16 protein-coding genes are annotated in these 21,866 nt (G+C 64.7%); 8 read left to right on the forward strand and 8 right to left on the reverse strand.

The genetic code is table 11. The features are described 5' to 3' along the window. Positions 1–53 precede the first annotated feature (53 nt). From C4K39_RS27485 to C4K39_RS27515, 6 genes are all read right to left on the reverse strand, one after another. Positions 54–440: a RidA family protein gene (locus C4K39_RS27485; RefSeq protein ID WP_085597965.1), complete on the reverse strand. Its 387-nt coding sequence runs from the start codon at positions 438–440 to the stop codon at positions 54–56. A 533-nt stretch (positions 441–973) separates the two neighbouring features. Further along, positions 974–1,519 (reverse strand): hypothetical protein, encoded by a 546-nt coding sequence (locus C4K39_RS27495; RefSeq protein WP_124347929.1) that lies wholly within the window; start codon positions 1,517–1,519, stop codon positions 974–976. 188 nt (positions 1,520–1,707) lie between these two features. Continuing rightward, entirely contained in the window at positions 1,708–3,141 is a 1,434-nt protein-coding gene (locus C4K39_RS27500) for an RtcB family protein (protein WP_068581262.1), read from the reverse strand. A gap of 156 nt (positions 3,142–3,297) precedes the next feature. Then, positions 3,298–3,492 carry a hypothetical protein gene (locus C4K39_RS27505; RefSeq protein WP_124347930.1) on the reverse strand — a complete coding sequence of 65 codons (195 nt, stop codon included), beginning with the start codon at positions 3,490–3,492 and terminating at the stop codon, positions 3,298–3,300. Positions 3,493–3,613: 121 nt separating this feature from the next. Beyond that, complete coding sequence (locus tag C4K39_RS27510) at positions 3,614–4,429, reverse strand: hypothetical protein (RefSeq protein ID WP_124347931.1); 816 nt, start codon at positions 4,427–4,429, stop codon at positions 3,614–3,616. A 109-nt stretch (positions 4,430–4,538) separates the two neighbouring features. After that, on the reverse strand, positions 4,539–4,835 hold the full coding sequence (locus C4K39_RS27515; protein ID WP_225926516.1) for a hypothetical protein: 297 nt from the start codon (positions 4,833–4,835) through the stop codon (positions 4,539–4,541). 270 nt (positions 4,836–5,105) lie between these two features. Between C4K39_RS27515 and C4K39_RS27520 the strand changes: the two genes are divergently transcribed. The 8 genes from C4K39_RS27520 to C4K39_RS27555 all read left to right on the forward strand — a co-directional run bounded on the left by C4K39_RS27520 (position 5,106) and on the right by C4K39_RS27555 (position 16,662). Continuing rightward, positions 5,106–5,651 carry a P-loop NTPase family protein gene (locus C4K39_RS27520; protein WP_083235750.1) on the forward strand — a complete coding sequence of 182 codons (546 nt, stop codon included), beginning with the start codon at positions 5,106–5,108 and terminating at the stop codon, positions 5,649–5,651. Between the two features lie 592 nt (positions 5,652–6,243). Next, a complete protein-coding gene (gene wecB, locus C4K39_RS27525; protein WP_068581272.1) occupies positions 6,244–7,395 on the forward strand; it encodes a non-hydrolyzing UDP-N-acetylglucosamine 2-epimerase in 1,152 nt (383 codons plus the stop codon). Further along, positions 7,392–9,569 carry a cyclic di-3',5'-guanylate-activated glycosyltransferase NfrB gene (gene nfrB / locus C4K39_RS27530; protein WP_124347933.1) on the forward strand — a complete coding sequence of 726 codons (2,178 nt, stop codon included), beginning with the start codon at positions 7,392–7,394 and terminating at the stop codon, positions 9,567–9,569. Before wecB ends, nfrB begins: the two co-directional genes overlap by 4 nt. Next, positions 9,566–12,730, forward strand: a complete 3,165-nt coding sequence (locus C4K39_RS27535; protein WP_124347934.1) for an NfrA family protein — start codon at positions 9,566–9,568, stop codon at positions 12,728–12,730. The genes nfrB and C4K39_RS27535 overlap by 4 nt, the downstream gene beginning before the upstream one ends. Then, positions 12,730–13,575, forward strand: coding sequence for a DUF4434 family protein (locus C4K39_RS27540; protein WP_124347935.1), 846 nt, complete (start codon positions 12,730–12,732; stop codon positions 13,573–13,575). The genes C4K39_RS27535 and C4K39_RS27540 overlap by 1 nt, the downstream gene beginning before the upstream one ends. An 18-nt stretch (positions 13,576–13,593) precedes the next feature. Further along, positions 13,594–14,670 (forward strand): GGDEF domain-containing protein, encoded by a 1,077-nt coding sequence (locus tag C4K39_RS27545; protein WP_124347936.1) that lies wholly within the window; start codon positions 13,594–13,596, stop codon positions 14,668–14,670. A gap of 79 nt (positions 14,671–14,749) precedes the next feature. Next, entirely contained in the window at positions 14,750–15,724 is a 975-nt protein-coding gene (locus tag C4K39_RS27550) for a response regulator transcription factor (RefSeq protein WP_124347937.1), read from the forward strand. A 20-nt stretch (positions 15,725–15,744) separates the two neighbouring features. Beyond that, positions 15,745–16,662 carry a LysR family transcriptional regulator gene (locus C4K39_RS27555; protein ID WP_068581288.1) on the forward strand — a complete coding sequence of 306 codons (918 nt, stop codon included), beginning with the start codon at positions 15,745–15,747 and terminating at the stop codon, positions 16,660–16,662. Here the strand turns inward: C4K39_RS27555 and C4K39_RS27560 are convergent. Together C4K39_RS27560 and C4K39_RS27565 are read right to left on the reverse strand one after the other, a co-directional pair. Next, positions 16,659–20,258 (reverse strand): PAS domain-containing protein, encoded by a 3,600-nt coding sequence (locus C4K39_RS27560; protein WP_225926515.1) that lies wholly within the window; start codon positions 20,256–20,258, stop codon positions 16,659–16,661. The two genes, C4K39_RS27555 and C4K39_RS27560, sit on opposite strands and share 4 nt — an antisense overlap. An 81-nt stretch (positions 20,259–20,339) precedes the next feature. After that, positions 20,340–21,767 carry a TolC family outer membrane protein gene (locus C4K39_RS27565; protein ID WP_225926600.1) on the reverse strand — a complete coding sequence of 476 codons (1,428 nt, stop codon included), beginning with the start codon at positions 21,765–21,767 and terminating at the stop codon, positions 20,340–20,342. Between the last annotated feature and the right edge of the window lie 99 nt (positions 21,768–21,866).

The following is a 21,866-nucleotide window of genomic DNA, read 5'->3' on the forward strand; positions in this document are numbered from 1 at the left end:
ATTCCCCAAAGCACTCCCATTCACGCCTCGACTTGCCGCTTGCAGCTAGCCGCTTACCGCTGCTTGTAAGCCACGCAGTCGATCTCGACCTTGCAGTCCACCATCATGCTGGCCTGCACACAGGCCCGGGCAGGCGCGTGTTCGGGCTTGAAGTACTCGCCGAAGACCTTGTTGAAACTCCAGAAATCCCGCGGGTCCTCCAGCCACACGCCAACCCGCACCACATCCTCCAGGCCATAACCGGCCTCTTCGAGAATGGCCACCAGGTTGCGCAGGGTCTGATGGGTCTGCTCAACAATGCCGCCATGGATGATTTCGCCATCCAGCGCCGGCACCTGGCCGGACACATGCAGCCAGCCATCGGCCTCCACGGCACGGGCGAAAGGACGCGGCTGGCCACCGCCTGCGGTGCTGCCAGTGCCGTAACGGGTAATGCTCATGGGGTTTCTCCTGGTTGAAGGTGGCCATCCACGACCACGCCTGAGAGCTCCGGAACCCATCGCAGCAGCGACAGATCCCAAGTTAAATTCCGCTATAACGGAACATAAATCGTAACAACGGAATATTTACGGAGTCTGCCACACAAACCAACGGCGACAACAGAGGAAAATCGAACGCGCCCTCTCGTCCCCTGTTGCCGCTGTCGAGCCTGGGCGAGGCTGCGACAAGGGCCAAAGGACCTTCAGCGGATTGACGATCCCAGCGGCCGCTGCGCGCCCGTGCGCAGCCTGCGACAGCGGCTACACAAGGCGATGCCAGGGCTTTCGCTCTGCTTAGATTTGCTTTGGCTTTTGATCCTGAGGGCCCCGTTAACCACGATGGCCGAACGCAGGCCTTGAGCCGTGGGTGACCCGGCAGGACGCCGGGTTAGCCGCATTGGCTATGGATCAATGCCGGAGAGAGGGCATGTCGAGCCTAGGCGAGGCACCGAGTGGAGGGACAAGCGTTTTTGCTTACTTTTTTGGCGAAGGCCTCAATCAAAGTCAGAAACGCACAACACCCACCAGAGATTCCGAGCCCCCTGACACACCACATAAGCAGAAGAAATCGTCGACCCCCGGGTCAATTCACACCAATCGAGGCTGTCAAACCGATACACCACAAGCTCGGAAAACGGCGCCGGAAACACGGCCTCCAGCGCCTCTCCCACCAACTTCCGAGCGTTGGCCAGGCTCAACCCGTGGGTCGAGTGATGACACCCGCCCCGCAGCACCACCGCCAGCAACGAGCCCTCGAACTCGTATCGATTCAACAGGGAAAAAGGCCCGAACTCAGGCTCGACCTGCCCGATCGCCGTCGCCCCGGCGAAGTCGCTGAAACGCTCCAGAAACTCGGCCAATCGCCGCCCCTCACCCAGTACCTTGATGCATGGATCTGGCTTGAAGAAGCTGGAAACCACCTCACCACACTGGGCAAGCACGGCCAGCAGTTCGGCAAGGGGCGGCTTGTCGACGACGAACTCGCTGGCAACTGTAAATGGCGCTACAGCATCGTGCTTCAGACGTTCATCTTGCTTCATGATCAAGCACCCGACTTTGTTCGCAAACAGGCAATCGCCCTAGCGGCTACTGCGCCCTGGGCTTCTGCGACCGCAAATAACCGCAACGGCACCGCTCAGAACGAACGGGCCAGAGGGGGCGACAATGTAGCGGCCGCCTACTTGAACGGCAAATCCGCAAGCCATCGAGCCCCGCGAGCCCACCGCTCTTACGCCTTGAAGGTCAACACCGGCGAAAACCGCGCAATCACCGACACCGTTTGCTCCTCCACCTGGGAACGAATCACCTGCCCGATCTCCTTGTACGCCCCCGGCGCCTCCTCGATCATCCGCTCCTCCTTGGTGGTGATGCACTCCACCCCCTGCAACCCCAGGAACGCCTTGTCCCGCTTGGCCCGCACGATCACGTCGCCACGCGACATCGAACGCCCGGCGCCGTGGCTGGCCGAACGCATCCAGCGCTCGTTGCCCAGCCCGGTCAGCAGGTAGGAATCGTGGCCCATGCTCCCGGGAATCAGCAGCGGCTGCCCGGCATAGGCCGGGGTCGCGCCCTTGCGGTGCACGTTGCCCACCTCCTCGCGCAACACGATGTTGTGCGGCACATCGACAATCAGCGGCGCCTCGATTCCCGCGCCGAACACCTGCCGCGTGCGCTGGCGCACCATCTCGGCGATCAGCGCGCGGTTGGCATCGGCGTAATGCGCAGCACTGTGCATCGCCAGCAGGTACTCGTCGGCCATCTCGCCGAACAGGGCGAAGATCTTCGATTGCGGATGCTTCAGCCCCGCCGGCCACAAGGCCTTGGCCTTGTCCATCCAGCGCCGCCCGACATAGAACCCGACATCCCGCGAGCCGGTGTGGATCATCATCACCACCTGCCCCACCGCCAGGCCGTGGGTAAAGCAGGCCTGGCGATCCACCAGCTCGGTAACCACCTGGATCTCGACGAAGTGATTGCCGCCGCCCAGGGAGCCCAGGCCCGGATCCCGCAAGACCTGCCGCGACCGGTCCTGCAAGGCCTCCGGGCCATAGGCGGCGCGACCACGGGCAAAGGACGACTCATGCAGGCCAGCCAGCTCGCGCTGCAACTGAGCAAAATCCGCTCCGGCGAACAAGCCGACCGGGGCCTGCTGCCGGACCTGGGCCCAGAAGTCCCCCAGGCCCGCCTCGAACAACGCGCTCATGGCTTGCGGGCTGGTGGGAATGTTGCGCGTGCCTTCCAACAGGTCGCCACGCACCAGGGCGGTCCACTTGGCCTTCTGCGCCATGAACTGCTCGTAGTCCAGGCCCAGCTTGTGCAGGCGCATGCCGCAATTGATATCGGTGCCAATGGCCTGGGGCACCACCAGGTCATGACTGGTGACGATCACGCTGCCCACCGGAATCGAACTGCCGGTGTGGAAGTCCGGCGTGGCGCACGCGCACTTGACCTCGCCGCCATGGGGGTGGGCAACCCGGGCGAAATCCATGAGTTGGGTGATGGCCTTCTCTTCGATGGCAAAACCTTCGGGCAACAGCAAATCCGCCTTGAGCCCGGCGTCATTGATCGAGGAGATGGAAAGGGAATTGGAATTCAGGCGTTCGATGGCCACCCCGGAACGGGCGAGCTTGTGCTGAATTCTCTTGAACGGTACTTGGGTCATATTCGACTGCTTTTTTTGGACGCAACAAAACAACCACCCTTTTGGTGGCTGGAATTGTCTGGTCAGCAGCGAAACTTAGACGGCGCGTATGGTGAACAGCGCCAGGCCGGATGTAAATAGTGTCGAGCAAATATTTGCCAGCATGGTGGCCGACTTTCAGCCAGGTCGGTCCACCGGCAGATGAGAGGCCAAGCCAGCCTCGATGACCGCGAACAACTGGCGCAGCAGGTCGTCACCGGCCACCGACGTTGCGTAGAGGTAGTCACCGCTCCAGTGGTCCCAACCCGCCTCGAGCACCCATCCATCACGGCAGAACGAGGGGTAAATGCCCTCGCCCAATCCCTGGATCACGCTGCCTTGCCGGTTGAAGCCCAGCTCCTGCTCCAGATAACGACAGGCCGTACGCCATGACGCACTGCCATGCTCCCGCGCCCATAGCTGATCGAGCGTTGCAGTGCAGGCCCGCTCCAGCCTACTGGAAACTGTGTTTCGACCAGGTCTTCCAGGGGGTGTACTCCAACTCGAAGAGAAATCGCTGGCCCACCGGCAGCGAGGTCAGGAAAACCGACATCTGTTGCAGATCCAGGGTTGCACAGCGCGCCTCCAGGCGCTGCACCAGACCGGAATCCGGCTTGAAGTCGGGCAGGCGCTCGTCAATGGCGACCCATTCCACCTGGCAGCGCGCTATCTGCCCCTGCTCGCTGACGACGCCGTGGAACCGAGCGATGCCGATGCTATCCAGGCGCTCGCCGACAAACAGCTGCCGCCAGAGATACCGCTCCTGATCCCTGTACTCACGGACCGTTGCGCGGACTCGTTGCTCCTCCATGGGGCGCGACCGGGGGGGCGAGAAAACCATCGGGATCACCACTTGCAGGTTTTCCCCCGGGTCGTTGGAGAACAGTTGTGGCCCAACCCTGGGAAACACCATGTTCCAGCAGATTTCCTCCAGCAGCGGCGCCAGCTTGCGGTTGTCCGGAAATCGTTGCAGTGGGTAGTCGGGCAGAGCCTCGGCGGTACAACTGACCACCTCGTTGCGACGGTTGATCACCGCACGCAGTGACAGCCCGCCGACCCAATCGTCGAAGTGATACCTGTTCACGCCCTGATCCAGGACCTGCTTGAAGTCGGCGCGAAGACTCGCCATCCGATCCTGAGCCTGTTGTTCCTCGCTCTGCACTGAGGAGCTTCTACAGCCAGCGATCATCAGCAGCCCGCCCAGCAGCAGGCTCCCAGCGGCAAACCGCATCAGGCATTCAAAAAGTCGGTAGTGCACGGTTCGCTCCATGGGAAAGTCCAGGCCCCGGGACCTGCAGCAGGTCGCATCATCCAAGGGCCGGGAGCATATAGGCTGGCGCGAAGACACACAAAAGCTGGTTTTGCCCGAGCCGATCCCCTCAGGGCTGGCCGCCGTTGACGCCCAGCACCTGCTCCAGGTGCTTGACCTCGGCGTCCGACAGCGGCGGTGCCGCAAGCGCCGCGCTCGGCGGGTCCGAAGCCAGCCGAGCCGGCACCGCAGGCTTGGGCCTGGTTACCCGAGTGCGACTCGAGCTGCTCGAAGGATACAACGCCTCATCCAGGCACTTATCGCGCATACCCTGGCTGGACAGGCCCTGGCAGCCCTTGCCATTGGACAATGCACGAGCACCACAGGTGGCCTTGCTGTCCGGGTCCTGCAGGTCGATACAGCTCAAGGAGCCAAAGCCATGCCCCAATACAGAAGCCGCGTCTTCTCCATGGGCAATGCTTGTGCATAGCAACAACGGGGTTAAAAACAGTATGGGGCGCATAGATACAAGCCTCCCTGGCGACAGGACACTCCACTGGAGCCCCCTGCCTGAACGAGTGAAGCCTTGTTCTAGCAGTTGAAGATGAAGATTTTCCGCTCCTTGGACACAAAGACCGACCCAATAGCCAGCGAGATGGCATTCTGTCGCCCCTTGTTCGACCCCGGAGGACGTGCCTTGAATCAACGCATCTATCTGATCGGCGCCTCGGGTGCCGGCGTCAGTACCCTGGGCGCGCTCCTGGCACAGCAATTGGGCCTGCCCCATGTCGACGTCGACGAACACTACTGGCACCCCAGCGATCCGCCCTTCCAGCAGGCGCGCCCCGTAGAACAGCGGCTGCTGGGCCTCAAGCAGGCCCTGGAGGACAAGCCCTGGGTACTCTCGGGCTCGATGGACGGCTGGGGCGATGCAATCATCGCGCAAGCCGACTGGGTGTTGTATGTCGATACCCCCACGCCTTTGCGCCTGCAACGCATCCGCTCACGGGAACGACAGCGTTTTGGCCCGCGAATCCTGCCCGGCGGTGACATGCATACCCAGCACCTGGCCTTTCTCGAATGGGCAGCGGCCTACGACGGCGGCTCTCGGGCAGGTCGCAGCCGCCCACGTCACAAGGAATGGCTGGCACGACTGGACCAGCCCCAAGGGCGCATCGAGGGTTCAGGTTCAATGCAACAAATGCTGGACCAGGCATTGGCAATCATCACCGGGCCCTGCTGAGGTCGAATGCGAGCTGGCGTCATCACGGGCCAAGGCATCGCTATTGGACAAAGACTTCCAAGCTCACCGGTTGGGCAAGCGCAAAGATTCGATACGCCACCGGGCGCTCAATGGAACAAAAAAGATACCGCCCAGGCAAAACACGTCAGGACCAACGTCATTCCCATTACATACAACGCCAACGCACGACCCACGGAACCACCTCGCAAAACAGAACACTTGCCCGGCCACCCAACGAGCGGCCAATGGCAGGCATTTTAGCAGCGAGCGACATCATATTGACACATTCATACCGCGCTAATTTGAAAGCTCCCGATAAATGGCAATAGCGTCATTTTTATGACGAAAATGTAATAAACAATTGACTCTCGCGCGCCCGACCGAAGCCTGTAGAAACATCATCTTGCATTTTCCAGACGGTTGGCCCGAACGTCTTTGGAACTTCGATTTGATCCCATTGCCAGACCCCCTCTTTTCTTCGCAACCGCGTGCTTGAGCGATAGCGCGCATTCCGGACCCTGGTTGGACAAGAGTGGATCCCACTGCTTTTATTCAGGATCAGAACCGGTTGCATCACACCCTGGAGGGGTCAATGCCTTTCAAAGTCATGATGGTTTTCGGTACGCGCCCTGAGGCAATCAAAATGGCGCCCCTGGCCCGGGTCCTGCGTCAATGGCCCGGAATCGAGCTGCATATCTGCTCCACCGGGCAGCACCGGGAAATGCTCAGGCAGGTGCTCGACTCCTTCGAGCTGAGTGTCGACGAAGACCTGCAGGTGATGACCCAGGGCCAGTCTCTCAATGGCCTTTCCCAGCAATTGCTGATCAACCTGGATGCCACCTACGAGCGCCTGCAACCGGATATCGTGCTGGTGCACGGCGATACCACCACCAGCTTCATCGCCGCCCTGGCCGCCTTCAACCGCCAGTTGCCCATCGGCCACGTCGAAGCCGGCCTGCGCACCGGCAACCTCAAGGCCCCCTGGCCCGAAGAGGCCAACCGCCGCCTGACCGGCGTGATCGCCGACCTGCACTTCGCCCCCACCGCCAAGTGCGAAGCCAACCTGCTGCGCGAAGGCGTTCCGGAAGCCAACATCGAGATCACCGGCAATACCGTGATCGATGCACTGCTGTGGATGCGCAGCCATCAGGAAGATCTCCACTGGCGCCCTTCTGCCGACTCGCCCCTGGCGGTGCTCGACGACAAGCGGCGCATGGTGCTGATCACCGGCCACCGCCGGGAAAACTTCGGCGATGGCTTCCAGCAGATCTGCGAAGCCCTGGCGGAACTGGGACAGCGCTACCCCGACGTGCAGTTCCTGTATCCGGTGCACCTCAACCCCCAAGTGCAGAACGCGGTCTACCGCCTGCTCTCGGACAAGCCCAACATCTACCTGGTCCCGCCCCAGGACTATCAGCATTTTGTCTGGCTGATGGGACGTTCGTACTTCATTCTCAGCGATTCCGGCGGCGTCCAGGAGGAGGCTCCGGCCATTGGCAAGCCGTTGCTGGTGCTGCGCGACGTCACCGAGCGGCCCGCGGTGCTCGAGGGCGGCACCGTGCTGCTGGTGGGTACCGACCGTGAGCGCATCGTGCACCACGCCAGCCAACTGCTGGACGACGACAAGGTCTATGCCCGCATGAGCAGGGTCCACAGCCCCTATGGCGACGGCCATGCCAGCGAACATATCGCCCGCCACTTGAGCACCTGGTTGGAGGCTCAAGCCGCGGGTGGCCCGGCATGAACCTGGCCCTGATCGACATCTTCATCTACATCCTCTACGGCCTCAAGTACCTGGCCATCACCCTGGCCCTGCTGATGTTCCTGCTGGGCCTGGATGACCTGTTCATTGACCTGGTGTACTGGACCCGCAAGCTGATCCGCCGCTGGCGCATCTATGAGAAGTTCAAGCCGGCGGACGAGGAGCGCCTGTTCGAAACCCCGGAAAAGCCCCTGGCGATCATGGTCCCGGCCTGGAACGAGGTCGGCGTGGTGGGCGAGATGGCTCGCCTGGCTGCCTCCACCATCGACTACCAGAACTACCAGATTTTCGTCGGCACCTACCCCAACGATGCCGAGACCCAGGCCGACGTCGACGCCGTCTGCCAGCACTACCCGAACGTGCACAAGGTGGTCTGCGCCCGCCCCGGCCCCACCAGCAAGGCCGACTGCCTGAACAACATCATCGACGCCATCCTGCGCTTTCAGAACGAGGCGAAGATCGAGTTCGCCGGCTTCATCCTGCATGACGCCGAAGACGTGATCTCGCCCATGGAGTTGCGCCTCTACAACTACCTGCTGCCGAACAAGGACCTGATCCAGATCCCGGTCTATCCCTACGCGCCGGAATGGCAGGGCTTCACCGCCGGGCACTATGTCGATGAGTTCGCCGAGAACCACGGCAAGGACGTGATCGTGCGCGAAGCCCTCACCGGCCAGGTGCCCAGCGCCGGGGTCGGTACCTGCTTCAGTCGCCGGGCCATTGGCGCCCTGCTGGAGGATGGCGACGGTATCGCCTTCGACGTGCAGAGCCTGACCGAGGACTACGACATCGGTTTTCGCCTGAAGCAAAAAGGCATGAAGTGCATCTTCGCCCGCTACTCCATCAACGATCCGAAACTGGCCCTGGACTATGAATGGGTCCCGGGCATGAATCGCCAGTTCGCCCAGGTGATCTGTGTGCGCGAACACTTCCCCCGGGACTGGCAGCACGCTGTCCGGCAAAAGTCGCGGTGGATCGTCGGCATCGTGTTCCAAGGCACCACCAACCTGGGCTGGAGCCGCAAGAACCTGCTCAACTACTTCCTCTGGCGCGATCGCCGCGGGCTGATCGCCTACCTGCTGAGCTTCCTGGTGAACCTGCTGTTCCTGGTGCTGCTGGGCATGTGGCTGATCACCGTGCTGTCCCCGGATGCCTGGCACTTCCAGTCGATTCTCGCCGACAGCCCGCTGCTGGCCGCACTGCTCTGGCTCAACGGCCTGATGCTGGTCAACCGCCTGTTCCAGCGAGCCTGGTTCGTCACCCGTTTTTATGGCCTGGGCCAGGGCTTGCTCTCCGCGCCACGGATGATGTGGAGCAACTTCGTCAACTTCTTCGCCAACCTGCGGGCCCTGCGCCAGGTTCTGCAAATGGGTGACTCGCGACGCGTGGCCTGGGACAAGACCACCCATGAGTTTCCTGCCCTGACCAAGGCCCAGCGCACGCCCCTGGGCCATCGCCTGGTGGAAAAGGGCCTGCTCAGCGAAGAGCAGCTCGAAGCCGTCATCACCAGCCCGGTTCGCCGGCGCCTGGGCCGCGAACTGCTGTTGCGCGGCTACATCGACAGCACCCAACTGGTCCAGGAGCTGGCCGCGCAGTTCGAACTGGAGTGGACGCCGCTCAACCCATTCAAACTCGACCCGCAACTGATCGCCGCGGTCCCCCGGCGCATCGCCGTGCAGTACGGAGTGCTACCGCTCAAGGAAGAGGACGGCACGCTGATCCTGGCCTCCGAGGACCCGGTCAGCCAAGTTTCGCTGGGGGCCATCAGCCGCCAGCTCAAGCGTCCGGTGAAATGTCGCCTGGCGCCCCAGGGACGGGTGACCCTGGGTATCCGCCACTGGTATCCGGGCAAACACCAGGGCGAGGAAACCCGGCACATGCTCGCCACGCTGGAACGCCATCAGGACGACGAGGCGCTGCTTGAGCGCGTCAGTCACCACCAGGTCCAGATCGGTCGCCTGTTGCAGGTGCACGGCCTGGTGCCACCGAGCCTGTTCAACCAGGCCATGATCGACTACGACGCCGATCGCAGCTCCCTCGGGGAACACCTGATCGAACGCGGCATGATCACTCCCGAGGTCTTGCAACAGGCCCTGGCGGAGCAGGCCGAGGAGCAACAGGCGGCCTACCGTATCGTCGCGGAGGTGGATGCATGAAGAGCCGTACTCCCTGGCTCCTGGGCAGCCTGCTGCTGAGCCTGTCCGGCCTGGCCCTGGCACAGGCCCAGGAACTGACCGAATTCGAGCGTTTTCGCAGCTACCCCTACCTGGATCGCAGCTACCGCGAGGCCCAGAAAGGCAACTGGAAGGAAGTCGAGCGCCTGACCCGCCACCTGCTACAGCAGGTTCCCAGGAACCAGGAAGCCCAAGGCCTGCTGGCCCAGGCCCTGGCCAAGCAGCGACGCTACAAGGACGCCGCCGAAACCATGGACAACGCCCCGCCAGACAGCGAGGCCCTGCTGGACCTGCGCCTGACCTGGATCGAGCAGGACCCGCCCGCCCCGCAGGAGGTGCAACGCTGGCTCGACACGACGCCCATGCCACAGCGCACCCAGTTGTGGCAGGCCTATAGCCTGAGCCTCGCCAAGCACGGTGGGGCCCGTCGGGCCTATGACTGGCTGGCACAATTGCCAGCCAAGGGCGACGACACCGAACTGCGCCAGGCGCGGGCCAACTGGTCCGAGCAGATGAGCAACACCGACGACACCATCGCCCAGCTCGAACCCTTGGCCGCCAGCCGGCAGCTGAACGCCGAAGACTGGCAGCGCCTGGCCAACGCCTACATGCAGCACCTGGACGAAGCCAAGCTGGAAACCCTGCTTGAACAGGCCCCAAGCCCCCAAGCGGCGCACCAGGTGCACCGGGCGATGATCCAGCGAGCCATTGCCCTGGGCCACAACAACCAGGCCCAACGCTGGATCCTGCGCCTGTCGCCGGCCGAGCAGGCCGACCCGGCCATTCGCCTGCAGCACTGGGAACTGGCCCGCGAGGAGAACGACAGCGACACCGTGCGCCGCCTCAGCGACGAACTGCAACGCCCTTGCCTGGAGACCACCGAGTGGCTGTCGCGGCACGATCCGGATGCGGCCCTCAAGCAACTGCGCCAGTGCTCGCCCAACGACGACCCCCAGGCCTGGCTGGTTCTGGCCCAACGCCTGCAAGCCAGCGACCTGCTGCAAAGCCAGCGCCTGCCCGAGCCCTGGGACAGTGCCCGACGCGAACGCCTGGTGGAGGTCTGGCAGAAACAGGGCCAGGGAGCCCAGGCGCTGCAATGGCTGAGCCTGCAACCACAAACCCCGGCCGTACAAAAAAAACGCGCCGAGCTGCTCCAGGCCCTGGGGCGCAAGCGCGAAGCCGGGGAGCTGTGGGAGCGCCAATACCGCCAGAGCGGCAATCTCGCGGCGCTGGACCAGGCCACCTACCTGGCCATGGGCGACGGTCGCCAGGCCCAGGCCCAAGCCCTGCTGGAACAAGCCTACGACCGCCACGGCGGCGCGTTGCCCGCCCCTTTGCTGCAGCGCCTGGCCGGACTCTATGCCGCCACGCCACAGCTGAACCCGCAGCAATTGCAGCGCATGGCAGGCTTGATCAAGCGGGCCGACCCAGCCACCCGCAGCCAGCTATTGGCCCAACTGGCCGAAAACGGGCGCTGCGATGTGGTACAGCAGAGCATTGGCCAGCAGCCCCGGGACGTCGCGCAGTACCGTGCCCTGGGCCGCTGCGCCATGCCTGCGCAACCAGGAGCCGCCGCGGCCTGGTACCAGGCGGCCGAGCGCCTGGGCGATCGTGGCAGCCGCCTGCCCCTGGCCTATGCCCTCGAGGCTGCCGGCGATTCAGCCGCGGCCCTGGCCATCTGGCGCAGCATCCCGGACGCCCAACTGAGCGATAACGCCCGGCTCACGGCCAGCCGCAGCGCCCTCAACGTCGGCGACAACGCCCGCGCCGAGCGCTACTGGCAGCAAAGCAGCAGCCGAGGCGCCAACGAGTGGGCATTGGGCGCGGCGATCGCCGAGCAGCGCCACGACTACCCGACAGCCCTGCAACGCCAGCGCCAGGCACTGACACAGGCACCCGACGCCGGGCACTACTACGCGGCCTCGGTCACCGCGCAAAAAGCCGGCGAGCCGGAACAAAGCACCCAATGGCTGGCCGAGGCCGTACGCCAGCAACCGGATAATCCGCGCTTTGCTGCCGACTACGGCATGCGCCTGGCCGCCACCGACACCCCGCAACAACGGCGCCTGGCCATTCCCCACCTGCAACAGGCCACCGGTGATTTCCCCGAGGACTATCGCCTGGGCGAAACCCTGGCCTGGCGTTACGCCGAAGTCGAAGACAGCGCCGCCGCCCGTAAGGAGCTGCGCCGGGTCATCGACCTGGAACAGAACCCGGTGGCCGCTGATGACGAGAGTGGCAGCCTGGAAGCGCGCCGCTATCGCCAGCGCCGCGCCCACGAGGCCCTGTCCCGACGCGACAGCGTGACCATCGCCAGTACCTGGTCGCCGGGTGGGGTCTCCACCAACAACAACCTGTTGCCCGATAGCGGGATCAAGGGCGCTCGGCGCAGCCCGCAGTCGCAGAACGTACAGGTCGCCATGTGGGACCACGCCCTGGGCGAGGAGCCGAGCCGCAACGGCAGCACCCTGTCGGTCTATGGCCGTACTCTGCTGGGTGGCCTGGGACGCTCCTCCTACGCCGAATCGGCCGCAGCCGGGGTCGGCCTGCGCTACAAGCCCTGGGGCAACGCCAACGTCAACTTCTACGGCGAGATCTACAAGCAGAGCCAGTTCGACGACCGCGACAACCATGGCCTGAGCCTGGGCCAGATGCTCGATCCCGGGCGGCTGCTGGACCAGCTCAACGATCATCGCAAGCGCGGCCACACCAGCACCGACTACCTGCTGCGGGCCACTGCCTCGGTCCTCGACCAAGGCCGCTACCGTAACGACTGGCGCATCGACGAAAGCGACTGGGACGAACGCTTCCTCTATCTGGACGCGGCCTGGTGGACCAAGGCCGGCGACCACCAGTGGCTGTCGCGCTACCAGCAGGGCCATGCCTGGAAACTGCCGGTAAGCACCGCGCAGACCATCATGCCCTACGGCTTTCTCGAATTCGCCGCCCAGGACCCCAGCAACGACTGGCGCCAGGACCTGCGTACCGGGCTCGGCCTGCGCTGGCAATACTGGTTCGATGACGACAAATACAACGCCTACCGCTCGCGCCTGACCGTACGCACCGAGTACCAGCAATCCCTCGGCGGCAATCTGTATGAAGGTGGCAACGGCATCCTGGTGGGCGTGGAGCTGAATTTCTGATGAAACGACTGATGTACATCACCCTGCTGTGGCTGATCCTGGGCCTGCCGGCCCAGGCCGAGGAGCGACTGTTCTACCAGCCCCTGAACAGCGATGCGGCCCTGGGCCGCGAACAGTGGCGCAAGATCTGGCAGGACAGCGCCCGCAACGGCGTAAAGACCCTGATCGTGCAGTGGACCGCCTACGGCGACTCGCATTTCGGCGACGCCCATGGCTGGCTCGCCGACAGCCTGCGCCAGGCCCGCGAACAGGGCCTGCAACTGGTGCTGGGCCTGTACATGGACCCGGCCTACTACCAACGCATCGAGCAACTGGACAGTGCCGGCCTGGAAGCCTACTGGCAGGCTCAGTTGGCCACCTCCCTGGACCGCCAGCGCAAACTGCGCGAAGACTGGCAATTGCCGGTCAGTGGCTGGTACCTGCCCATGGAGCTGGACGACCTGCACTTGCTCGATGCCCAGCGCCGGACCACCCTGCAACGTCAACTCGAGGACTTCGCCCGCCAGCTCGACGCGCCGCTGCACCTGAGCGCGTTCAGCGCCGGGCACCTGGCGCCCCAGGTCAACGGTGCCTGGCTCGGTGATCTGGCGAACGCCGGATTGCAGGTCTGGTGGCAGGACGGTGCCGGTACCGCGCGCCTGTCGCCGCTGGTGCGCGACAGTTACGCCAATGCCCTGCCCTGCGGGGTCGGCATCGTCCGCGAAGCCTTTCGCCAGACCAGCGCCGAAGGCCAGCCGTTTCAGGCCGAGCCGGCCCCCCCTGACACCCTGGCGGCCGGTTGCCATGCCACGGCCGTGTTCTCCCTGCGCTACCGACCCTGGGGCCAGGCCTTGCGCACTCCTTAGCTCACCCAAGGGCCGGCGATGTTCAGGACCATTGAAGAACAGGTACTCAGCCAGGCCGCCCCGGCGGCCTTGAAGAACGAGTTCGCCCAATACGATTTCGAACGCCTGCACAGCTTCTGCATCCTGACCTACATCGCCAGCCTGAGCATCTGGCTGATCTTCGACCTGATCGTCAGCTTTCCCGGCCAGCAGGGCTTCACCTTCCTTTCGCTGGTATTCCTGACATTGCTGGTGATCAACACCATCATCCTGGGCTTCACCCGCAGGGCCCGGCACTTCCAATGGGTCAACCTGCTGTTCGTGCTGGTCATCGCCCTGGCCGTGCGGCTGGTGATCGAAGGCCTGCCCATGGACCTGCACCCGGTCTGGCTGATCCTCGGCGCCTCGAGCATTCTCTACAGCGCCTCGGTGATGCCGTTGCGGCGCTGGTCGTTCTTCGTCGCGGTGCTGATCACCTGGAGCGTACTCAACCCCTACTGGATGACCCGCACCTCGATCACCGAACTCAAGGGCCTGATCGTCCTGGCCTACTCGCTGTTCCTCACCGCACTGACCCTGTACAGCTTCATCACCTTGCGCCAGGCCCGGCTGTACAACTACATCATGGCCAAGCGCTTGCTGGAGCAGGCCTATGTCGACGCCCTGACCGAGATACCCAACCGCCGCTCGTTCATGGCCCGCGCCGGCCAGCGCATCAAGGCACAGCCTCGCGAGCCCGAGCATTACCTGGCAATGATCGACATCGACAACTTCAAGAGGATCAACGACCGGTACGGGCACGATATTGGCGACGAGGTGCTCAAACGCATCGCCGCTGACATCCAGTCGGTCATGAAGGATTTCGACTACGCCCGGCTGGGGGGCGAGGAGTTCGCCGTCTACCTGTCGGGCGTGCACCACGACCACGTCGAGGCCCTCGCCGCACGCCTATGCCAGGTGGTTCGCGAACAACCGACCCGGCACCCGGCCACCATCAGCATCGGCCTGACCCGGATCGAGGACGATGACAGCCTGAACCAGGCACTGGTCAAGGCCGACCAGGCCCTGTACCGGTCCAAGCACGGCGGCAAGGACCGCTATACCTTCCACCCCTGAGGCCTGCGGCAATGCAGCGCCGCGACCGGCCGGTCAAATAAGATAGACTGCCGCCCTATCTTGTCCAGGCGCCCCCTTGATGCCCCCAGAGCACGCCCCCAAGCCCTATACCCTGCTGGCGATCGACGACGATCCACAATCCTTGATCGTGCTCTCCAAGACCCTGACGGCCGAATACGAAGTGCTGCTGGCCAAGGACAGCGAACAAGGCCTGGCCCTGGCCCGCAGCGCCGCTCCCGACCTGATCATCCTCGATATCCTGATGCCCGGGATGGATGGGTTCCAGGTGCTCAGCGAGCTCAAGGGCCAGCCGGCGACCGCCGCCATCCCGGTGATTTTCCTGACCTCGCGCAGCAGTGTCGAAGACGAACGCCTGGGCCTGCTGCTGGGCGCCGCCGACTACATCGCCAAGCCGATTTCACCACCGGTGGTACTGGCCCGGGTGGCGGCGCAACTGAGCTATCGCGACAAGCCCCTGCACCGCCCGCAGCCGGTGGCCGAGCCTTCGGCCGGCAGCGACATGCGCGACGGTTTCATCGCCGCCCTGGCCTTGCAGCTGGCGGGCAACCCGAGGATCCGCCTCGATGCGCTGCTCGATGGCCTGTCGATCCTGCTCGACAACAGCACTTGCCAAGGTGAGCCCGCGATGCTGCGCAACGCCGCATGCCTGGCGCTGATGGGGCTCGGCCAAGCGACAGCCATCGGCCCGGCCCTGGCCCACGGCCAAACGCTGATCGAAGAGATCCTCGCCCACGCCAACCCGGAAGACCCCATCCTCAACCTCGCCTGGAATCTCACCCAGGCCCAGGCGCTGTTCCCGGATGGCTCGGCCCAGCCTCTGCCGGCCTCCCTGCCGCTCCCGGCCCGGCTGTTCGCCCTGGCCCTGGACTATCACCTGGAGCTCTTGCAACCAGGCACCGACCTTACCGGTCGGCATGCCCGGGCCATGGCGCGGATGCAGGCACAACCGGGGTTCGGGCAATGCATCGAGCGCGGCCCGGAATCACTCTCGGCGGCCTTGTTGAGTTCGTCACAGACCTTTTTCGGCCTTTGAACGGACAGTGAACCTCGCCCATGCCTAACCTCGCTGACCTGGAACTGTTCGTGCTGATTGCCGAACTGCAAGGCCTGTCGCCCGCCGCACGCATCATGTCGATCACCCCGGCCGCCGCCAGCCTGGCACTCAAGCGCCTGGAGAACCGCCTCGGCGTGCGCCTGTTCACCCGCTCCACGCGTACCCTGAAGCTCACCCCCGAAGGCATGCGCTACCTGGAAAGCGCACAGCACGCGCTGAAGATCCTGGCCAATGGCAAACGCTCGTTGACCCACGACGACGGCATGCTGGAGCTCACGGTGTCTTCCGATCTGGGCCGCAACCTGCTGCTGGACCTGCTCGCCCAGCTCAAGCAGGAACGACCGCGCCTGTATATCAAGCTGGCCTTGAGCGACAAGGAAGAGGACCTGCTCAAGGGCCGCTTCGACGCCGCGCTGCGTTATGGCAAGAGCCTGGCCCTGGACCTGGTGGAACTGCCGGTACTCAAGCAGCACCACTTCATCGCCTGTGCCGCGCCCGACTACCTGGCCGCACACGGCACGCCCGAGGCACCCGAACAACTGAGCCAGCACGAATGCATCATCTGCCACAGCATCGGCCGGCCGGAGAGCCATTGGCGCTTCCATGCGCCGGGCCAGGTCGAGGACGTGCGGGTACAGGGGCACTTCTGCTGCGACGACGGCGACGCCGCGCGGCGCTGGGCGGTGGCCGGCCACGGTGTGGTCTATCTACCGTTGTTGAACGTGGTCGAGGACCTGTTGGCCGGGCGCCTGCTGCCCCTGCTTCCGGGCTGGCAGGCCGACGCCGCGCCCTTGAGCCTGGTGGTGTCCCATCGCTCGCAAATCACCGAGTCGCTGCGGGCCCTGCACCAGTGCCTGGCGCAACACTGCGCGCAGCGCATGGCGCGTTATCAGGAACTGATCCGGGCCGCCAGCTAGCCCTGGGCCATGCCCCGCTCGACCAACAGTTCATGGGCCTGCCGGAACTCCAACCGGTAGATCCGCTCCTGCAGCGCGCGCAAGGCAGTGCAGCGGCTCTGCTCGCAGAGTTCATCGATCAGCCCCAGGGCCTGTGCATTGTGATCGCGCAGCAACTCGGCCAGGCGCTGCAGCTTGAGCCGTTGCTGATGATCCAGCCGCTGGTGCGCCGCTGCCGGCGCAGCCACCCCGGGCAAGTTCGCCAGCTCCGCCAGCAGCGGCTCCAGGCACTGCGCCAACTGCTGGATCGACAGCGCCAGGTCGCCCCCTGCGGTGCACTGCGCCTCCAGGTGCCTGGCGGCCTCGGCCAGGGCCGTGGCGCCGATGTTGCCGGCGGCGCCCTGCAGGCCATGGGCGAGAAAGCCGATGCACTGCAAGTCGCCGGCGGCGTGGGCCGACCACAAGCGCTGGAGGGTTGGCCGCTGGTCATCGCGAAAATCCGCCAGCAGCTTGTGGTGCAGCGCCAGATCCTGGTTCACCACCGCCATGCCCAGCGCCGAATCGATGCCCGCATGATCCGGCGCGGGAACAGCCCCGGGCAACTCGCGCGCAAGCGCCTGCAGCGGCAACTCCCGGCGCTTTATCCAGCGCACCAGGGTCCGGTAGAACGCCATGACCTCCAGGGGCTTGCTCACCAGGTCATCCATGCCGGCAGCCATGACCCGGCCCTGGACATCGGCCTGGCTGCTGGCGGTCACCGCAATGATCGGCAGCGAACGCAGGTGGGCGTAACCGCGGATCTTGCGCGTGGTGCCATACCCGTCCATGACCGGCATCTGGCAGTCCATCAGCACCGCGTCGAAATGCGCGTCCTCAAGCAGTAGCCCCAAGGCCTCGGCGCCGTTGGCAGCCAGCACCACCCGAGCCCCGGCACGCTGCAACAGGCCCTGCAACACATCCTGGTTCAGGCGATTGTCCTCGACCACCAGCACCCGCGATCCCGCCAGCAGTTGTCCGTGCTCGTTGTCCCTGAACAGCACCGCCGCGGGGCTCGCCGAGGGCGCTGGCAATTGCACCTGCGCCGCTCGGGGCAGGATCAACTGCACATTGAACTTGAATACCGCCCCCTGCCCCGGCGTGCTGCGTACCCAGATATCACCCTGCATCATCTGCACGAGCTTCTTCGCGATGGTCAGCCCCAGGCCACTGCCGCCGTAGCGCCGGCTGATGGAGCGGTCCGCCTGGACGAAGGCATCGAACAAGCGCAGCTGTTGCTCCTGGCTGATGCCCACGCCACTGTCGGTGACGCTGAAGCACAACAGCACCTTGTCGTCCCATTGGCGCACCAGGCACACACCGATACAGACATCGCCGACCTCGGTGAACTTGATCGAGTTGTCCACCAGGTTGGTCAGCACCTGGGCCAGGCGCGCGGGGTCGCCGAGGTAACAACGCGGCAGCGCGGACGGAATGTCCAGGCGCAGTTGTAGCGCCTTCTCTTGCGCACGCTGGCGCACCAGCAGCAAGACATCGTCCACCAACTGCCGCAGGTCGAAGCAGACCTGCTCCAGGCCAAGCTTGCCGGCTTCGATCTTCGACAGATCGAGCACGCTGTTGATGGTGCCCACCAGGTGCCTGGCGGCGCGGTCGATCTTCTCGATGCAGTCGCGCTGCGCCCGCTCCAAGGGCATGTCCTGCACCAGGTGGGCCATGCCGATGATGGCGTTCAGCGGGGTGCGGATCTCATGGGACATGCTGTCGAGGAATTCCGACTTGGCCTGGGTGGCCAGCTCGGCATCGCGCCGCGCGCGCTGGACCAGGGCTTCGGCCGCCTTGCGCTCGCTGATGTCGAAGATCACCCCGTCCAGGTACTGCGGTACGCCATCCACGACGATGGTCTGGCCCTTGTCATAGACCCAGCGCACCTCCTGGCTGGCGGTGATGATCCGGTACTCCAGCATGTAGCTGGCATGGCCCAGGCAACGGTCGAATGCTTCCAGGTCATCGGGGTGGACCCGCTCGCGATAACTGTGCCCGGCCAGGAAATGCGCCGCCGTGAAACCACAGAGGCCGTCGATGGCATCGCTGACGAACACCATGGTCCGCGCGGCATCCGGCAGGCTGCGAAACACCACCCCGGGAATGTTGGCGATCATCGATTGCAGCTTGCCCTGGCTGTCGACGATCGACTGCTGCACTTGCACTGCCTCGCTGATGTCCTGCAAGACCCCGGTGACCCGGATCGGTGCGCCAGTGGCATCGCGCTGCATGACCCTGCCGATGTCCAGCACCCACAACCAGCGCCCGCTCTTGCTGCGCATGCGGTACTCGGCACGGTACTCGGGCGCTTCGCCGTCCAGGTGCGCCTGGAGCCGGGCCAGCACCGGCCCATGGTCCTGGGGATGGACCAGGCAGGCCCAGCGGTCCAGGCCATGGCCGAAGGCCTGGTCCAGTTCTTCCTTGCTGTAGCCGAGGATCCGCAACCAGACATCGTTGTTGATGACGATGCCCTGGCTGACATTCCAATCCCACAGCCCCAGCGCCCCGCTTTGCAGGGCCAGGTCCAGGCGCCGTTCGCTCTGCTCGATCCGCGCCAGGTCGGCCTTGTGCCGCCTGGCATCGCCCAGGCGCCGCACGCCGCCCCACAGCAACAACAGGAACACTGCGGCGCTCACACCCTCGATCAGCAGCACTTGCCCCACCGGCAGCACCCCGTCCAGATCGCCCAGGGTGACCAGGGTCCAGGGACCACTGGGGTCGTTCCAGTCGAACTCGACCCGGGACAGGCTGTAGCGTCGCCCATCCAGCTTGACCAGGGGCTCGTGGACATCGAATGGCAGGCGTTCGGGAACGCCGTGGGCGAATGGGTAATCGCCGAACTGGCCAGCGGACTGCGTATTGAAGTCGGATAACGACCAGGCGCGGTCAGCCTTGAGCAGGAACTCTGGAGCGCTGGCGGCCACTACCACCCCACCGGGCGACAGCAGCATCTTCAGGTCGTCGCCATACTGCTTGCCCAGGCGGGCATCGAGCTGCTCGCCGTCGAAACGCACCACCAGCGCCCCGATCACCCGGTCCTGGCGGGTGCGCGACTCATAGACCGGAACCGCCATGTAGAACATCCGCGTACCGGTGCTGCGGCTGATCGCGCCATAGACACTGCTGCCCCCCGCCAGCGCCACCTTGAAGTAGGGCCGGAAGGCCACGTTCAACCCCAGCGGCGCCTGGCCCTGGTGATCATGGGCGGCCACCACCACGCCGTCCCGGTCAAGGACGAAGGCGTGATTGGCGCCCAGCACCATGGTCAGCGCCTTGAGCGGGATAGCCGCGCGCTCCAGCAGCTCGGCGCGGGGCTCGCGCTCCAGGATCACCTGCTTCAGCGAGGGGGTATGACGCCCGAGAATGGACAAGGCGCCAATGGCAAAGCCATCGGACTTCCATTGCTGCAGGTCCGCCGCGTACTCCCGGGCCTGCATCTGGCTGCCGGCCCGGTAGACGTCCTCGACCTGCAGGCGATAACCGTTGCCCAGAACCACGGCGGCAGCGACCGCGAGCACCACGCCCAGTGCATAGCAACAGCCCCTGTGGCTGTCGAAGAAGTTGGTCAACCTGTGCAACACCTAGCCCCTCTACCCCATGAACCCGTATCTGCTGGACCTGTGCCTGGTGAACCTGTACCTGGTGTCCGGCCCATGACCTCAGCGCGCCGCCAGCCGGCGTGGAAACTCCGGCGGCAAGAAATCGCGGTCAGGATCGTAGTCGGCCTTGAGGTAATCACAAAGCGCCTTGAGGTCCTCGGGCGACAAGGTTCCCGCCGCTTGCTTGAGCCGCAGGGTGTCGAGAATGTAGTCGTAGCGGCTGTCGTTGTACTGGCGCACGGCGTTGTACAACTGGCGCTGGGCCTCCAGCACATCGACGATGTTGCGCGTGCCGACCTGCAAGCCCAGCTGCGAAGCCAGCACCGCGCCCTGGTTGGAAATGATCGATTGGCGCCGGGCCCGGACCTGGTCGGCCCCGCTGTTGAGGCCGCGATGCAGGTTGCGGGTCTGCTCCACCACCTGGCGCCGCAGGTTGTCGTTGAGGGACTCGCGCTGGCTCATCCGCTGATAGGCCTCGCGCACCTGGGAGGAGGTCTGGCCGCCACTGAACAACGGAATGTTCAATTGCAGGCCGACGGAACGCTGCTGGACATTGCCACCGTAGCCACTGCCACGGATATCGCTGTTGCCATAACCCAGGTTGTCGTTGTCGCCCACCTGGTAACGCAGCACCGCGTCCAGGGTCGGAGCGTGCCCGGCCTTGCGCGCCTTGAGGGTCTGCTGCGTCGCCTCCAGGGCGTACTGGCTGGCCTGCAAGGTGAGGTTCTGGCGTACCGCACTGTCGACCCAGCGCCGGGCATCGTTGGGCTCGGGCAGCAGCACCGGCATGTCGTGCCGCAGGCCCTGGAGGGCCGGGTATTGCTGGTGCGTCAAGGTGTCCAGGGCCTCGAAGGCATCGTCGGTACGCTTGCGCGCAACAATCCGGTTGGCCTGCGCGGTGTCATGCCCGGCCGCGGCCTGGAGCACATCGGTGCGGTCCGACAGGCCCAGTTGCAAGCCCCTCTGGGCCAGAGCCAGCTGGCGCTTGAGCGCCGCCTCTTCGGCGGTGGCTGCGGCCAGGGCGTCCTGGGCCTTGAGCAGGCCGAAATAGGCCTGGGCGCTGTCGAGCATCAGTTTCTGCTCGGCCGCCGCCAGCTCCAGCATGGCCTGCTGGTCCTCGGCCTCGGCGGCCTTGAGGCCGAACCAGCGCTCGGCACGAAACACCGGCTGGTTCAGCACCGCCTGGTAGCTGGTGCCACTGCGCCGAGTGGCTTGCCGCGGCTGTTGCAGCGAGGTGCTGGTGCCGTTGTGCTCGGCGCTGGCCGACAGCGTAGGCAACAGCCCGGCACGGGCCTGGGGCACCGCCTCGGCACGGGCAGCCTGGTCGGCACGGGCCGCAGCCAGTTCGCTGTTGTTGTGCCGGGCATCCTGGTACACCCGCCACAGATCGCTGGGCATGGCCTGGGGCTCTGTCGCCCGGACCAGGCCGGCGAACGGCGACAACAGTATGAGCAAGCAGCCGGCCAGGGCTCGCCGCGATAAATGCATGGATTCGGTCATGGTCTGTTCTACGTAGGGAAAATCATTCGGCCGTAGCCGGGAAATGCAGCCACGGGACAGGAGAGGCATTGCGCCCCTCCTGTGGTC

This window comes from Pseudomonas sessilinigenes (assembly GCF_003850565.1).
Taxonomy (GTDB): domain Bacteria; phylum Pseudomonadota; class Gammaproteobacteria; order Pseudomonadales; family Pseudomonadaceae; genus Aquipseudomonas; species Aquipseudomonas sessilinigenes.